This is a genomic window from Bacillus sp. SA1-12 (assembly GCF_000981385.1).
Lineage (GTDB): Bacteria > Bacillota > Bacilli > Bacillales > Bacillaceae > Metabacillus.
Genome location: NZ_LATZ01000135.1, coordinates 117551 through 132189, shown reverse-complemented (window position 1 = coordinate 132189; position 14639 = coordinate 117551). Strand labels below are relative to the sequence as shown.

At 35.6% G+C, this 14639-nt stretch carries 16 protein-coding genes, 1 tRNA gene and 2 pseudogenes; 9 read left to right on the top strand and 10 right to left on the bottom strand.

Annotation, left to right across the window (positions count from 1 at the left end; genetic code table 11):
- Positions 1-33: 33 nt before the first annotated feature.
- Positions 34-1101 carry a transposase gene (locus WQ54_RS31045; protein WP_046590741.1) on the top strand — a complete coding sequence of 356 codons (1068 nt, stop codon included), beginning with the start codon at positions 34-36 and terminating at the stop codon, positions 1099-1101.
- 216 nt (positions 1102-1317) lie between these two features.
- Here WQ54_RS31045 and WQ54_RS35100 read toward each other — a convergent pair whose 3' ends face one another.
- The 3 genes from WQ54_RS35100 to WQ54_RS31035 all read right to left on the bottom strand — a co-directional run bounded on the left by WQ54_RS35100 (position 1318) and on the right by WQ54_RS31035 (position 2949).
- The gene (locus WQ54_RS35100) at positions 1318-1647 is read right to left on the bottom strand and encodes a reverse transcriptase domain-containing protein (RefSeq protein WP_231597720.1); all 330 of its coding nucleotides are present in this window, start codon (positions 1645-1647) and stop codon (positions 1318-1320) included.
- A complete protein-coding gene (locus tag WQ54_RS35095; protein ID WP_231597713.1) occupies positions 1640-1993 on the bottom strand; it encodes a hypothetical protein in 354 nt (117 codons plus the stop codon). Before WQ54_RS35095 ends, WQ54_RS35100 begins: the two co-directional genes overlap by 8 nt.
- A gap of 599 nt (positions 1994-2592) precedes the next feature.
- A complete protein-coding gene (locus WQ54_RS31035) occupies positions 2593-2949 on the bottom strand; it encodes an MmcQ/YjbR family DNA-binding protein (protein WP_046590739.1) in 357 nt (118 codons plus the stop codon).
- 348 nt (positions 2950-3297) lie between these two features.
- Here WQ54_RS31035 and WQ54_RS32320 point away from each other — a divergent pair, with 348 nt between their 5' ends.
- The 5 genes and pseudogenes from WQ54_RS32320 to WQ54_RS31020 all read left to right on the top strand — a co-directional run bounded on the left by WQ54_RS32320 (position 3298) and on the right by WQ54_RS31020 (position 5577).
- Complete coding sequence (locus WQ54_RS32320; RefSeq protein WP_052738057.1) at positions 3298-3744, top strand: recombinase family protein; 447 nt, start codon at positions 3298-3300, stop codon at positions 3742-3744.
- 6 nt (positions 3745-3750) lie between these two features.
- Positions 3751-4013: pseudogene (locus WQ54_RS35545) on the top strand (recombinase family protein); the annotation flags it as partial.
- A complete protein-coding gene (locus WQ54_RS35085; protein WP_269431608.1) occupies positions 4002-4514 on the top strand; it encodes a zinc ribbon domain-containing protein in 513 nt (170 codons plus the stop codon). The pseudogene WQ54_RS35545 and the gene WQ54_RS35085, both read left to right, overlap by 12 nt.
- A complete protein-coding gene (locus WQ54_RS31025) occupies positions 4480-4728 on the top strand; it encodes a hypothetical protein (RefSeq protein ID WP_046590738.1) in 249 nt (82 codons plus the stop codon). The genes WQ54_RS35085 and WQ54_RS31025 overlap by 35 nt, the downstream gene beginning before the upstream one ends.
- A gap of 204 nt (positions 4729-4932) precedes the next feature.
- Positions 4933-5577 (top strand): LysE family translocator, encoded by a 645-nt coding sequence (locus WQ54_RS31020; protein ID WP_046590735.1) that lies wholly within the window; start codon positions 4933-4935, stop codon positions 5575-5577.
- Between the two features lie 375 nt (positions 5578-5952).
- On the opposite strand, the gene WQ54_RS31015 is transcribed toward WQ54_RS31020, so the two are convergent.
- Both WQ54_RS31015 and WQ54_RS31010 read right to left on the bottom strand, forming a co-directional pair.
- Positions 5953-6243: a hypothetical protein gene (locus tag WQ54_RS31015; protein WP_046590733.1), complete on the bottom strand. Its 291-nt coding sequence runs from the start codon at positions 6241-6243 to the stop codon at positions 5953-5955.
- A gap of 176 nt (positions 6244-6419) precedes the next feature.
- Positions 6420-7118, bottom strand: a pseudogene (locus WQ54_RS31010) (ATPase, T2SS/T4P/T4SS family); the annotation flags it as partial.
- Positions 7119-7343: 225 nt separating this feature from the next.
- Between WQ54_RS31010 and WQ54_RS31005 the strand changes: the two are divergent.
- Positions 7344-7415, top strand: a tRNA-Gln gene (locus tag WQ54_RS31005).
- 468 nt (positions 7416-7883) lie between these two features.
- Positions 7884-8132: a DUF2626 domain-containing protein gene (locus WQ54_RS31000; RefSeq protein ID WP_046590731.1), complete on the top strand. Its 249-nt coding sequence runs from the start codon at positions 7884-7886 to the stop codon at positions 8130-8132.
- A gap of 219 nt (positions 8133-8351) precedes the next feature.
- Here WQ54_RS31000 and WQ54_RS30995 read toward each other — a convergent pair whose 3' ends face one another.
- Positions 8352-8984, bottom strand: a complete 633-nt coding sequence (locus WQ54_RS30995; RefSeq protein WP_046590729.1) for an MBL fold metallo-hydrolase — start codon at positions 8982-8984, stop codon at positions 8352-8354.
- Between the two features lie 258 nt (positions 8985-9242).
- On the opposite strand from WQ54_RS30995, the gene WQ54_RS33225 reads away from it, so the two are divergent.
- A complete protein-coding gene (locus WQ54_RS33225; RefSeq protein WP_046590727.1) occupies positions 9243-9416 on the top strand; it encodes a DUF2759 domain-containing protein in 174 nt (57 codons plus the stop codon).
- Positions 9417-9612: 196 nt separating this feature from the next.
- Here WQ54_RS33225 and WQ54_RS30985 read toward each other — a convergent pair whose 3' ends face one another.
- From WQ54_RS30985 to WQ54_RS30970, 4 genes are all read right to left on the bottom strand, one after another.
- A complete protein-coding gene (locus WQ54_RS30985; RefSeq protein ID WP_046590726.1) occupies positions 9613-9930 on the bottom strand; it encodes an MTH1187 family thiamine-binding protein in 318 nt (105 codons plus the stop codon).
- 13 nt (positions 9931-9943) lie between these two features.
- Entirely contained in the window at positions 9944-11053 is a 1110-nt protein-coding gene (locus tag WQ54_RS30980) for a hypothetical protein (protein ID WP_331435296.1), read from the bottom strand.
- Positions 11054-11213: 160 nt separating this feature from the next.
- Positions 11214-12338 (bottom strand): M14 family metallocarboxypeptidase, encoded by a 1125-nt coding sequence (locus WQ54_RS30975; protein WP_052738053.1) that lies wholly within the window; start codon positions 12336-12338, stop codon positions 11214-11216.
- A gap of 128 nt (positions 12339-12466) precedes the next feature.
- Positions 12467-14371, bottom strand: a complete 1905-nt coding sequence (locus WQ54_RS30970; protein WP_046590722.1) for an LTA synthase family protein — start codon at positions 14369-14371, stop codon at positions 12467-12469.
- Positions 14372-14639: the final 268 nt, after the last annotated feature.

The following is a 14639-nucleotide window of genomic DNA, read 5'->3' as shown; positions in this document are numbered from 1 at the left end:
GATTCGACCATTAGTTATTTTCGTGTAAATCGTGTGGGCCTTCAAAAGTTTCAAGAAATCTTTAAGCATCTTATTGATCAATGTATAGAAGCAGGCCTAATTAATCGTCAGCCTAAACGGGCAATTATTGATTCTACCCATATCATCGCTGCTGTAGCCATTCCAACATGGCTTTCTCTAGTGCGCCAAGCTTTTGAGAAAGTGGTTCGTGAATTACTATTAGTTGATCAGACCAAAGGAGAAGATTTTCAACAGCGTTATCAAAAGCTATGGGAAGAACTCAAAGGACAAACACGCGATGAAAAGTTACCACATGTATTAGAACTAGCGACAGAGCTTGTTGAAACTGCTGAACCATTGTTTGAAAAAGAAGAAGAAAAAACGACGATCGTTATGTTGAAAAAAGTCATTTCAGACCGTAAGGACTCGGCAAAAGATCGAATTATTAGTGTTGTTGACCCAGAGGCTAGAACAGGACATAAATCAGATATGCGTACAATACAAGGCTATAAAGACCATATTATGATAGATGAAGAAAGTGAAATCATTACAGCTGTTAAAGTCACTCCAGCCAATGCAGAGGATGGTGACCAATTGATTGATCTTATTACACAATTTAAAAAATGCCATGGGGCATTACCAACTGAAACTTCTGCAGATAAGGGGTATTGGTTTGGTAAGAACCTTCGCTTCTTATATGAGAACCAAATTGTTGGACATATCAGTGTAATGAAGACAAAACAGCACTCGCAAGGACTATTTGCCCCTGAACATTTTCAATTTGATAAAGAAAATATGAAGTTAACTTGCCCTAATGGCGTAAGTACAACTAGATATAGAGAAAAAAAGAATAGAGGTAAAGAAGAAGGGTATGAGTTTACATATACTAAATCAAAGTGTCAAGGTTGTCCTTTAAGAACAAAGTGTACTAATAGTAAAACAGTAAGACACGTGTATATTAGTAACTATTACTTTGATTTAGCACGAGGACGTGAGCACTATCAAACAAATGATTATAAAAAGGCGAGTAAAAATAGATGGTTAATTGAGCGTCGACATGCAGATAAAGTAAGAAATCATAGTTTACGTCGCAGCCGTTAAAGAGGGTTAGAAAGAACATCCATTCACTCTCTTCTATCAACAATAGCTTGTAATGTAAAACGTATGAGTAAATTAATTACTCAAAAACGACAACGGGAGAAGTCTGCCCTTTTACAAGAATCATAGGGAATAAAAAGGAGAAAACCCTCATTTATCTCTTGAATTTACCCCTTTTAACATAGAATATCCCTTATAAACACCCGGAAAATGTAAAAATCACCTAAAGAACACATTTAAACGTGCCTTTTTCGGAGGTCTCCCTTGCGGTGTGCCGTTGTCTGTTTTGTATTTCTTACCTTTCTCCATATATCCACCTTTAAGAAACCTACCAATTATTCTTAGTAGGTTAGGGTCAGAGATTCGCAGTTTTAAGAACTCCATCATCCATGTGTGGTCAACGTTGTCGAAGAATCCTTTGATATCTACAACTACTATATAATTTACTGACTTCTTTTCAATGTAGTAATTCAGTATTTTCAAAGCATCGTGGCAATTACGATTTGGACGGAATCCAAAGGAGCAATCAAGAAAGTCATTTTCATAGATGGTATTTAGTATCTTTTAATGCCTTTTTGAACAATTTTATCTTCATGTTCCGGTATTCCCAATGGTCTTTTCTTGTCTGAATTGAGCTTGGAATATACATCCTTCTTACTGGAACAGGACGATAGCTTTTGCTTTTAAGTCTACTTACTAAATCCTCGATGTTTCCTTCTAGATTTTCACTGTATTGCTCTTTTGTGGTACCGTTAATCCCAGTTGCCCTCTTATTAGGTAGTTCAAGATGACATTGAATTAGTGCTTGCTTACCCAAAAGATGTGCAAGAGAAGTAAATTTCATTTTAGGATCAGATTTTGCTAATTCTGCTATCCTTAGTAGTTTTGTTTCCATTTATTATCCCTACCTCTGTGTGTAGTAAATGTGTCCCTATTAAGGGTGATAACTGGTAGCTAGCCTTTCCTCCATCGGCATTACCCAACTTCATTGGTACTACGCTGCTATCCGACTCCCTACATCGGCATTTGGTTTCCTTGCTTGTTATCGCTTGTACACCATACTCTTCTAAAAAAAAAGAAAAGACCGGTAGGGTCTCCCGAGTTGCCGTATCATATCAATGTATAACGTGCCAAGGTCTCTGACTCCAGAGAGGTTTCATCCTTCTTGCCTTTAACGAAAGATAAAATGTTGCTTTCTGCTGTGCGAAAGGCATCAGCCCTCTCGAATTACTAACATTATGGAGCTCAATCCCTTCAACCATTCGGCTTTCGGCCCGCTATCTAACTGTCTACGCTTAAAGACTGAAGTTACCTTTAGCCCTCCAAGACTCGCTACGAGTGAATGGCTAGTTCTTACTCGACGGGAATCCCACCCGCTATATGATACGACCTAAGCTCGGCCGCACTCGCACCTGTTACTTTTAGTAGATTATTTCAAAATCCTAGTAAGTTCCACTGAAAAAGGCATTAATGCTTCCTGCTGAATCAATGCCTTCACTTTTTGAAATTAACTTTACTATTACTTTTTTTAGTTAACATATAACTTTGTTTTATCATTTCGTAAATTTCTTCGTTTGGTACAGTACCGTCAAGAATTATCGAATTCCAATGGTCCTTATTAAGATGAAATGCCGGAACTACCGAATTGTATATCTGACGCCAATAATCCAAAAAACCGGGTTCACATTTCACATTAATCCAAATATGGCCATCTTTTTCAAATATCCACGCAAACACTTTCTTGTTATCTATATGTCGCATTAATGTCCAATTCTTATCGCGAAATGGATAATCTTCATATGTATTACCCATCCCCAAACAGTAACCGATAGCTTCCTCTCTATTTTTCATTGTTAACCTCTTCTCGAACATAATAACTTTTTAGTTTTTTAATAAAGCTGCATCCTTAATTATAACCTTCGGACCCTTTATTGCACTATTCTGCACCGTTAGTGAAGAAGAAAGACCGCATTTTTAGTAGCTAATTATTTAATTACAAAAAATATAATATTATATTCTTCCCCTCTTTTTAATTAAGGGGTTTTATTTTACAATTTAATAGAACGAATGTTCCATTCTACTATTTGTGTCTCAAAAAATATACCAAAATCCTTCAATAATTAATCAATAATTATTTTGAGGTGATAAAATGCGTACAGCTATTTATATAAGGGTTAGTTTGGAAAGGATTGATGTCAATTGAGAGCAGCTTTATATATTAGAGTTTCAACTCATGAACAAGTTGAGGGTTATTCAATATCTGCTCAAAAACGTCAGCTAGCAGCTTATTGCGAATCTCAAGGTTGGGAAATAGCAAATTACTATATTGAAGAAGGAGTAAGTGCAAAAAATACCAACAGACCCGAGTTACAACGAATGCTTACACATATAAGAGAAGGATTAATTGATGTGGTCGTTGTTTATAAACTAGATCGTCTTACACGGTCTGTCCTTGACCTATATAACCTACTTCAAACATTTGAAAAATATAATTGTAAGTTTAAAAGCTCTACCGAGGTCTATGATACAACCTCCGCAGTAGGCAGAATGTTTATAACTCTAGTAGCTTCATTTGCTCAATTTGAACGTGAAAGATTAGGAGAGCGTGTCCGCATGGGTATGGAGCAAAAAGCAAAAGAAGGATAATGGGTTATGAACCTCCCCCCTTTCGGATATGAACTTGATAAAAAGAATGATACTCTACTTATTAATGAAAAGGATGCTGAAATCTATGATCTGTACTTGTCTGGAAAAGGAATGCTTAAAATTGCAAATGAATTAAATTTATTGAATGTCAAAACTAAAAGAGGTAATGTCTGGACAAGAGAAAAAGCTTAGGAAATCCTATTTACATAGGAACAATGCGCTATAACTACCGCGTTCATAATGATCAGTATTTTGAAATTGAAAATGCTGTCCCTGCAATCATTGATAAGGATATTTTTAATAAAGTACAAAAAATTATAAATGACAGAAGTGTTGTACATCCAAGAGCTACAACAAGTAAGTTTATTTTCTCTGGTGTCGCCAAGTGTGCAAGATGTGGAGCTCCTATGTGTGGTAAATACGGTGGTATGACACGAAATGGTAAGAAGTATGTATCTCTTTCATATTATTGCTCCAATAAAGCATTAGGTGTGTGTGACCAGAAAAATATGGCTGAACGCTTCATTGAGCAGCACTTTTTAATGAAACTAGAAAAAATAAAAATAGAGACAGATCTCTTGAACGATGTTTCATCTGCAAAAGATGAAAATCAAACAAACCATAAAATAACTTCTTTAAATGCTGAATTAGAGTTATTAGAAAAAAGACGGAAAAAATGGCAGTATGCCTGGGTAAATGAGATGCTAACTGATGAAGACTTCACTAAGAGAATGAATGAAGAAAAAAAATTTAAAAGAAGAAGAAATTAAAAAGCAGCTATCTTCCCATCACCCTGTTAATGAAAAAATGAGTCCAAACGAATTAGTCGAGGTTTTAAACAATGTTCGTGAAAATTGGGAACACATGGACTCTCTTGAAAAGAATATGTTACTTCAAATGCTTGTAAAAAGGATAGATTTAGATAAGATTGGAGATCGACCGGTTGTTGACAGTTTGGTTATAACTGATATTGAGTTTTATTAATTTCCACTATACACGGTGCTTCTTCAACTAACTGGCAGGTTTGTGCAAGAAGGAAAACGCTGAAACTATCTTGAATTTTATAAGTAAGTTGCTGCGGCAACACCATTCTTTATTCGAACGGGCGGGCTAATGTAAAAATAAATATTGAGAGTATTCCTTAATTAATTTATAGTGATAATATCTATTTGCTTCGGAGGTGTATTTATGTTTGATTTTATTAATTTAGATTTTACTAATTTTACAGCTTTTTTATTTGCTACATTGGTAATATCAATTGTTCCAGGACCAGATGTAGCATTTGTAGTGAGCCGTAGCATTGCTGGGGGTAAAAAGGTTGGAATTGCCACAGCATTTGGGATGCAAGTAGGGATTATGTTCCACATTCTTCTTGCAGCATTCGGACTATCAGCTATCTTGATGACTTCTGCACTTGCTTTTCAAATCGTAAAGTATATTGGTGCTGCGTATCTAATTTATTTAGGAATACAAACTATTCGAGATAAAGAGGGAATAAACATTAATATTCAAGAAATTCATGGTGGTATGTGGAAAGCTTTTTGGCAAGGAGCTATAACTGATATTTTTAATCCGAAAGTTGCTTTATTTTTCCTTACTTTTCTCCCACAATTTATTAGTCCCGACAAAGGGAACACTTTTTTCCAATTCATATTTCTAGGAGTTGTTTTTGGATTGATTGGTCTAATAATTGATGTTTGCTATTCAATTATTGCGGGTTCGATTAGAAATGTTTTAGCGAAAAATAAAACTGTAATGCAATGGCAGAAAAGGGTTAGTGGATTTACTCTAATTGGTTTAGGAACTTGGTTAGCTTTTGAAAAGAGAGGTTAATTATTCCATTAGAGGGCGCTTTAATGAAGAAACGAAAAAGCCTAATTTCTCCGTAAATTTATAGAAATTGGGCTTTTTTTACCTTATCGTCGTATATCCACATTTTCCTGACGGTACCCCTTAACGAGCTGATTCTCAAAATAGTCGTTTCCCTTTTTTATTCCCTCACAAGATTGTGAAAATTTTCACTTATACTATCGGGTAGCATTTCTCCAAGAAAGTGAAGTGCTATTTTCGGATAGTAAAGTCCAGATTATTTAAAAAGAAGACCCTCTTATAAATAGGAGGTCTTCATTCGTTATTTGAATTATAAGGTTTTCATAATGGTGATAGCTAAAATGCAGAAATGGAAAATGTTTGTGGCATACATTATTATTAAACCGTTTGGTCTACTTCATCCAATAGATTAGAAAGAATCATACTGTTCTCCTGGTCTGCATCAAATTGTACTGTATCGTCAAAATGAAACAGCTTAAAGGAATTAGGAAAAGTTTCTTGCATGTATTTGACGAATCCTTCTATATCATTACTTATTTCATCATTACGGCGAAACTCCATCATAATAGAACGAAACTTATGTATTGGTAGATCACATTGAATATTATAAGATTGGCTTATACCAAAATGCCCTTCATCAGTACTATAAAGGTTGTATATATAAGTCAATGGATATCCCTCATTTCTTTTCCTATTTTCTTTCCTAATTTGGTAAAATTTATTTAAATAGTGAAGATTAAAAAAGAAACTAATTATTAAAGAAGCTATTCAAAGTATCTCTTTGATCTAATAAGTGCATTAATTAAACAAAAATATAATTTGCTTAGTTCTATTGACCTGACTGGGTGCCCGGTTAGGCTTGCTCTAATGGCAATTTGAGCCGTCTCCCGGTCACGTATCTCACCTACCATGATAATATCGGGGTCATGTCTTAAAATCGCCTTCAAACCAGCTGCATAGGTTATACCTGCCTTCTCATTTACCTGAACCTGCATCACCTCGGCACTCTTTGTTTCAACAGGATCTTCCAGGGTAATTATATTTCGATTAAAATGACGCTTCGCATAATGAATAAGTGAATAGAGAGTTGTTGTTTTGCCTGAACCAGTCGGACCGGTAAAAATCATCAGTCCGTGAGAATGGTTTAATATGGAGAGCAGCATGCTTGTTGTGGCAGGAAATAATGAAAGCTGTGTAATTGGCGGAATTTTTTCTTGAGGCAAAAGCCGGATAACAAGGCTTTCTTCATGAATGGTTGGCAATGTTGATAAGCGGAGATGGACATTTACGTTAGTTGTAGTGATCGAAAGTGCCCCATTTTGCGGCCGTCTCCTCTCTCCAATATCCATTGAAGCGAGAAATTTGAAATGTGAAATAATCCGCTCACATATTTCTTTTTTCATGCTGTGCTTTTCAATCAGATCGTCATCAACCCGGAAATGAATAAGTGTTTCTTTTTCTTTAGGAACGATGTGAATATCAGAAGCTCGTAATGCACATGCCTCTTCAATTAGCCGTTCACTGAGCAGTTCAATGAATTGCATACTATCATCTCCCTTCTGTTGCTTGATACAAGGTCATTTTACATGATACCTATCAGATTATCACATTGATATAAGGGAATTTTAGCGGATTAAAAATATGGTTTCTTACAAAATAAATTTAAAAAAAGATAGAGAATCACCATAAGGATGTTATAAAAAATCAAAATTAGTATATAATACTAAATGTTCTTAAGGAGCAAAAAGGTATTTGAGCAGTTACATTATTGGGCTATAGCCAAGCGGTAAGGCAACGGACTTTGACTCCGTCATGCGTTGGTTCGAATCCAGCTAGCCCAGCTATTAAAAAAGTGCAAGGCGTAAATCATTCAGCGATATGCAGGAGACGAATCGGAATAGAAGGTGTTCTTTTTACTTTCAATTCGATTTGACTATGCCCCAAGAACCGATGGCACCTGGGGCCAGAAATCAAAGTACAAATTTTATACTTTCTTATTTCTAAAAAAAGTCGTCTGTTGTTCCTAAGCAGACGACTTTTTTTTGTAACTGATTTGACTCATTACTCAATTCATTTTAAGACAATGCTGTCTTTAAATTGTTTTCTTTTTTCGATCATGTAAACGCTATTTACAAGTATGTTCGCGTTACATTATAATTATTAAAGTAATGGACTTGTATGTTAGAGTATGATTTGTCAAAAGCTATGATTATGAAGTTGTTTCATGCAACACATCATTACGTTATGTACCTGTCATCTGACAGGGCAACCATACAGCTTAGGGCAAAGCCAACAAAGGAGGGATACATATGGATCGTATGTTCCGAGTATTAGGGTTTTGGACAGGAATCTTCGCTGTTATGTTTTATCTTGGTGACATGAAGACCACGTCCTTACTATTTTTCGGACAAACCGGATTTTTCGTCTTTTTATCTTACTTAAAATTATCAGAGCGCATGTACATTTATATTTTCGGTGCTTACTTAACGATTTTCTTTGTCGGATTTACGTATTGGACAACATTCATGATGATTCCTGGACAAAATGCGGGACACTGATAAGAAATGGGAAGCACCCTGCTCAGCGACGTATGAACTGGAGCATTCCGGATGAGATAAAGGAAACACGAAGAGCGAAAGCGATTCGATGTTGACTTATCGTAAGGAGGAGTGTGAAGTTCATTAGTCGCTAGGTGCTGGAGCTAGACACAAAAATTAAGTATAAACCTTAATTAACTTTATTTACCTAAAAACAGGCAGCCTATGCTGCCTGTTTTTTTAGAATCCATTTAAGAACGGATTTCTTTCCATCTCTAGTTCAATACTTGTTTCAGGACCATGACCGGAAAGCACAAGAGTATCCTCTGGAAGCGTGAGAAGCTTATCATGGATGCTTTTAATTAATTGCTCATGATTACCGCCTGGCAGGTCTGTTCTGCCAATACTGCCGGCAAATAGAGCATCACCTGAAAAAACTAAGCCTGCTTCAGAAGAATAATAAGATACACTTCCAGGTGAATGTCCTGGTGTTTCAAAAACCTTTAATGAAAAGCTGCCGATTTGTAAAGTTCCTTCCCCTTTAATATGTTCATCAGCAGGTGAAGCACTTATTTCCCCTGCCATAAAATATTGGGAGCCATTTAAAGAAGGATTTGTCAGCCAATCTTTCTCATTTTTATGTACGAAAACAGGCACCTTCCATTCATTGCGAATCTCGTCTACGGCTCCAATATGATCGAAATGTGCATGTGTCAGTAAAATAGCCAGTGGCTTTAAATGTTGCTGCTGTAAAATATTTGTTAGCTTATTTGCGTCTCCGCCTGGGTCGATTACAAGGCACTCATTCTTTTCATTTGAGAAAAGATAACAGTTCGTTTGTAGAGGGCCTAATGGCAGTTGTCTCCATTTCATTTCAATACCTCCAACTTATTCATTCCCCTTTTATTTTACACTATTCCTCTATTATACGATATCTACATCACATGACTGAATTTTATTGTAATTGGTCATGCTATACACAAAAGACATTTAGCAGTGTCAATCTATTGGAAAATAAACTCGACAAACGTCATGAAACCGATTAAAATATTAGAAGGACTTGTTTGTATCTTGTATATCTCATAAGCGATACAATGAAAACGATCTACATAAGTAAGGAGGCTTTTTTTAATGGGCTTAGTTATTATTTTTGGACTAGTTACCATTCTTGCCATTTTTGGATTAATTCGTTCACTAAAAGACAAAAACCTTCTTGGCGCTTTCTTTGCATTTGGAACACTAGCTGTATTCGGATGGTTTGCAGTTATGACTGTAATACATCACGGATTCCCAACTGCACACTAATTTGAAAAGCGAAAGCGCCTTGCTCAGCCCCGAAAATCATAAGACGTTCCAGAATAGAAGATGTTTATTATACCTTCTATTCTGGAATGACTAGTCTTGCGGGGCTAGGTGCTGGAGCTAGACAAAAAACAACGTACAAAAATTTATTCTTTTAATAGGCACAAAAAACCCTTAGCAAATTGCCAAGGGTTTTTATTTATTCCTCATTTAGATGTCTTTGCACACTCTCAAGCTTGCCTTCCATCGTCGTATTTTTGTCACGGCGGTCATCGATCCGGATATTTGTTGCAACTCTTTGAACTCCTTTAGCAAATGGCGCTTCATGAATCGCTTTGATAACTTCAAATAAAGTAGAAAGCTCCCCTTCAATGATTGTATTCATCGGAGTTAATTGGTACTTAATGCTGCCTTCTTTTTCGTAATTATTTAAAATATGCTGAATATCTGCTACATATTTACTTACACTTGGATCATTTGTTCCTAGCGGGATCACTGTTACATCAACGATTGCCATAGTATCTTCCTTCCTATTTCAGTTTAATAAGTTCATTTACTTCTTTGTTCTTTAATTCGATAATATGTTCAAACCTTGCCCCAAAAAGAGCGTATTTACCATTTGGCGACAGTTTAAGCGGCATATTTTCCATGTTTTCAATTAGCATTTCCTTTTTCTCAGTTTGCAGATCAAATGAAATTAAGGAATAAGTTGTCAATGTTTCATCGGCCTCAATCATGTAAAACACATCTTCTTTTTCATCCATGTCATAATAGGGAATCGACCAATCTGAATATAACCCAACCAAGCGAGTGGACATCTCTGCAAATTGCTTTTTATTCTCTATATCATAAAACCGCACAACTGCATTTCCTTGGTCATCAGCTAATTCAATAGTAGAAAGTCTATTCACAAAATTTGTATTTGCTACCACATTTTCTGACAGAAGGGTTTCCTCTTCTGTTTCTAAATTATAAACATAAAGCGGGGCAGTAAGCGCTGGGGATTCCTGATCCCATTTGAGATACGAGATTTCTTGTTCATTTAGCCATTGGATAAATGGGATTTGAATTGGATTTGCTGTGATGCTCTGTTCCTTCACATTCATAAGATATGTTTGAAATGTCCAATCCTCATTAAAACTGGATACAAAAAGGTCCTTGTGATTCATTTGGTTCCACGTATATTGCAATTCGTATGATTCTATTTTCGTTTGGAATTTAACCTCTGCCTGTTGATCTAAAACAATTAATTCAGCTTCATAGCTTGTTGGACTTGTATGGACAAGAAAAAGACTGTGATCCTCGTTAGCTTGAAGCTGTAAAATTGGTGCATTAGATTCAAAGAAGATGGAAGATTCACCAGTGAATAGATTATATGTATGGATTGTGGAACCACCGGATTGATTGGTGATATAAAAAATTTCTTCATCATTTTTCCAATCAGCAACAGAATGAAAAAAGCCTTCATCTAATTCTAAAGGTAGTTTTGCTTCTTTTTCTATGGATTGGTTTTTCGACTTTTGCGGAAGCTCCTTTTCTGGTGAAAGCTCTTTGTTTTGATCTGGTTGATGAGAAGGATTACAGCCTGTACCAAGAAGTAGAATGAACATAAGCAGGAAAAGAATTTTACTTACTCTCATCAACTCTTCTTTCACCCCGTTTCTCTTTTTATTTAATGTTATTCATCACATAGAAAAAAATACGCTTTACTATTTTACGTATTAGAAAATGGTTTGTTTCATATTTCAAAAAAAGCAAGTTAAAAAGGTATTGGGTGATTCCAACACCTTTTATAATTGTCTACATATATAAAGCAGCTAAAAAGATCCCTTTGCTTTTTCGATAAATATCATCAAATTGGGAAAACGGCAATGGATTAACACCAAACCCCAATTCTACTGTATAGCCTGGCTTTCTCCAGTCATTCACGTACCAATCCCTGAAACCTGCATGACTGTCAATGTCCCTTACAGCCTTATAGCCGCTTAACCTTTCAAATTCGTTGACAATGGCCTCAGCTTCTTCAGGTTCTTTTCTTAAATAGCCCCAATAAATTTCCTCACCTTGAGTATGAAAAGCAAGCAGACGATCAAACTGGCGCTTCCTAACTAAGTTTGCCAAGGCAATCGCTTCAGGCTCTGTTAAAGGAGCATCTCCAGGATAATCACGAGGGGCTGGTGATTTAGGGATTTTTCGCTCTTTTTCAATCTCCCAATTAACAGGATATTGATTATTTAAATCAATTCCCCTTATGTTCGCTTTCCATTGTGAAAAATCTCGGCTATTATTATTTATTTCAAGAACTGAGGCTTTAAATGAAGATTGATTAGGTAATCCATTTAGCACTAAATCAACACCATCAGGATTTACCATTGGCACAAAGGAAATGGTTGCAGCATTATACAATGATAAGCAATCGAGTTCCTCCAGCCTTTCTCCGCTGACTAACGCTTGTAGATAATGATCAAGCCAGTGCATCATAATACTTGTTGTGATCCATTCATTGGCATGAAATGATCCATTCATATGCACTTTCTTTAACCCTCTGCCTATTGTTAACTCAATTATGGGGCTGCCTAAAACACTATATCCTATAATCTCTCTTTTCATAAATGGATACATAGATAAAAGAAGATCAATCTCTTTGGATAACCCTTTAGAATCATAAGGCTTCTTCGTATTATGAATTGTATCATGCTCGCTGTCATCCTGCACCATAATCGCTGGTTTGTTCATAAGATCTACAAATTCACTTCTTTCAAGCTTCAAACCAGAATGATAAGGAATCTTGATAGGTGTATTTGCTTCAATTATACCTGTTTCAAGCGATTTTGGTTTATTGCTATCTATAATTAGTTCTTTAGCAATACCTAAGTGTTTTACCAGCAGTTCAAGCGAGAGTGCCTTTTTCGCACAGATGATCATATTGACTTCTCCCTCCTATTAGCCCATTTAGTATTAGTTTATGTAGGAGGAGTTGGATTGTTGTTATCATGTAACCTTACAAAAAAGCTGACTTGAAGGACATCCTGTTTTCAAGTCAGCTTTAAAGGTTATTTTGATTCAGTTGTTGATTTTTTTTGCTCAGCATCTACAGTTTCTGCATCCTTACCATAGAAACGCAGCAAATCTCCATAAATGATTTTGTCTGAATAATTAAGCTCTTGCTTTGCTTTCTCCATATAAGGTTCACAAACAGCTTGATCTGTTTCTTCACCTGTAGCCTTATCATAGCATACGCCACGAGTATAGAGATTATTTTCAGTAATAAAGGTTCCGTCTCTTAAAACCGTAAATGAAAGCTTTTCATCTGAGAAAACATCAGTACCAAACTGAATTTGTTCACTAGTATCAATTCCAAGCAAGCTCATAATGGTCGGTCTGATATCAACTTGACCAGCAACCTTTGTGAAGGTTTGCGGATTTTTATCCGTTACACCAGGAATATGCACAATGAATGGCACCCGTTGTAATTGAATAGCTTCGAATGGCGTAATCTCTTTTCCAATGAACTTCTCCATTGCAACATTATGGTTTTCAGAAATTCCATAATGATCACCATATAAAATGATAATTGAGTTTTCGTATACATCTGTCTGCTTTAATTTCTCGAAGAAATGTTTAATAGCTTCATCCATATATCTTACAGTTGGGATGTACTGATTTAAAGTTTTACTGTTTGAATCAAATTCTTCAATCATTTTATCCTCTTCCCCTAATTCAAATGGGAAGTGGTTTGTTAAGGTAATCAGTCGTGTATAAAATGGCTGTGGAAGTTCATCGATATGTTGAACGGTCTGCTCCATAAAGTCAACATCTTTTAAACCCCAACCTACTGAATTTTCTTGAGTTACCTCATAATCATTTACATCAAAGAAACGGTCATATCCTAACGTATCATACATAATGTCGCGATTCCAGAAGCTTTTATTATTCGCATGGAAAATAGATGAGTAATACCCATATTCCTTTAAAATCTCTGGGGAAGCTGTGTACTCATTGCTGCTATTAGTAAAATACACTGCACCGCGGCCTAATGGATAAAGCGAGTTATCGACAATGAACTCTGAATCTGACGTTTTACCTTGACCGGTTTGATGATAAAAGTTGTCAAAATAATAGCTCTCTTTAATCAGATCATTTAAGAAAGGTGTAATTTCTTGCCCGTTTAATTCTTCATTGATAACAAAATTCTGCAAAGATTCTAACGAAATTAAAATAACGTTTCTTCCTTTAGCAATACCGTTTAGGTCCTGTGAAGGTTCTTTACGGTTTGCATTTACATAGTTCTCAATCTCAGTCAAGCTATTACTGTCAGCCAGAGCGCGCTGGGCCGAAGTTTTTGATTGCAAAAAGACATCGTATATATGAAAGTTGTAGACACTAATATTCTTCACAAGCATTTCACGGTCGAAGGAACGAGTTAATAATTGTGGACGCTCTGTTTCTGCTAATCCAAGATTAAAGAAGAAGACAGCTGCAACTAATAAGAAATATGCTGATCTTTCTTTTCTTGTTAATTGTGAAGAAGATTTGAAAGTTGGCTTTTTTAATAACCAGAATAAAACGGCAATGTCAACAAACATTAACAGGTCTGTTGGCAAAAATAAACCGCTTATACTGCTTCCTAAATCTCCCATATTGCTTGTCTGAAATAAAACGGGAATGGTTAAGAAGTCATTGAAGAAGCGATAGAAAACCATGTTTGCTAGTAATAAACCAGTTACAAAAATACTAGCACCGAATATAAAGCGGTTACGATTTTTTTCTTTCATAAATAACCCAATTCCAAAAATTAACAACAAAAAGCTGAGTGGGTTAATGAATAAAATGAATTCTTGAGTAAAGTTTTCAATTTTAATGTCAAAACTAGTTTTATAGACAACGTATGTTTTGATCCACATGAATAATGTTGCTAAAAGTAAGTATGAAATTTTCGAAAAAGATTTCTTACGCATCCAAATACCTCCTCATCCCTTGGAACAATCGCACTTACACTCTCTAATATCTCTAATGTTTTCCATATATTAGTCAGCATCAAATAACTAAATCATATCTTAATACTTCTTTTACAAAAAATCAATCATTTTTAACATTACCCCAACAATAGCATGATAGAATTATAATGTTTAGCTTATTCTCTATACCCTACTATTAGACGTTTGAAACCATAAAAAGTTTCGTTGGTATTAAAGTTAAAAAATTCAGAAAACAACAGTGAGATCA

Excerpts from the sequence above, each read along its gene's own strand:
- WQ54_RS30995 (WP_046590729.1), bottom strand. The coding sequence starts at position 8,984 with ATGAAATGGAGACAACTGCCATTAGGCCCTCTACAAACGAACTGTTAT.
- WQ54_RS33225 (WP_046590727.1), top strand. The coding sequence starts at position 9,243 with ATGGGCTTAGTTATTATTTTTGGACTAGTTACCATTCTTGCCATTTTT.
- WQ54_RS30985 (WP_046590726.1), bottom strand. The coding sequence starts at position 9,930 with ATGGCAATCGTTGATGTAACAGTGATCCCGCTAGGAACAAATGATCCA.
- WQ54_RS31035 (WP_046590739.1), bottom strand. The coding sequence starts at position 2,949 with ATGAAAAATAGAGAGGAAGCTATCGGTTACTGTTTGGGGATGGGTAAT.
- WQ54_RS30970 (WP_046590722.1), bottom strand. The coding sequence starts at position 14,371 with ATGCGTAAGAAATCTTTTTCGAAAATTTCATACTTACTTTTAGCAACA.
- WQ54_RS30980 (WP_331435296.1), bottom strand. The coding sequence starts at position 11,053 with ATGAGAGTAAGTAAAATTCTTTTCCTGCTTATGTTCATTCTACTTCTT.
- WQ54_RS31000 (WP_046590731.1), top strand. The coding sequence starts at position 7,884 with ATGGATCGTATGTTCCGAGTATTAGGGTTTTGGACAGGAATCTTCGCT.
- WQ54_RS30975 (WP_052738053.1), bottom strand. The coding sequence starts at position 12,338 with ATGATCATCTGTGCGAAAAAGGCACTCTCGCTTGAACTGCTGGTAAAA.
- WQ54_RS31025 (WP_046590738.1), top strand. The coding sequence starts at position 4,480 with ATGAAGAAAAAAAATTTAAAAGAAGAAGAAATTAAAAAGCAGCTATCT.
- WQ54_RS31020 (WP_046590735.1), top strand. The coding sequence starts at position 4,933 with ATGTTTGATTTTATTAATTTAGATTTTACTAATTTTACAGCTTTTTTA.
- WQ54_RS35095 (WP_231597713.1), bottom strand. The coding sequence starts at position 1,993 with ATGGAAACAAAACTACTAAGGATAGCAGAATTAGCAAAATCTGATCCT.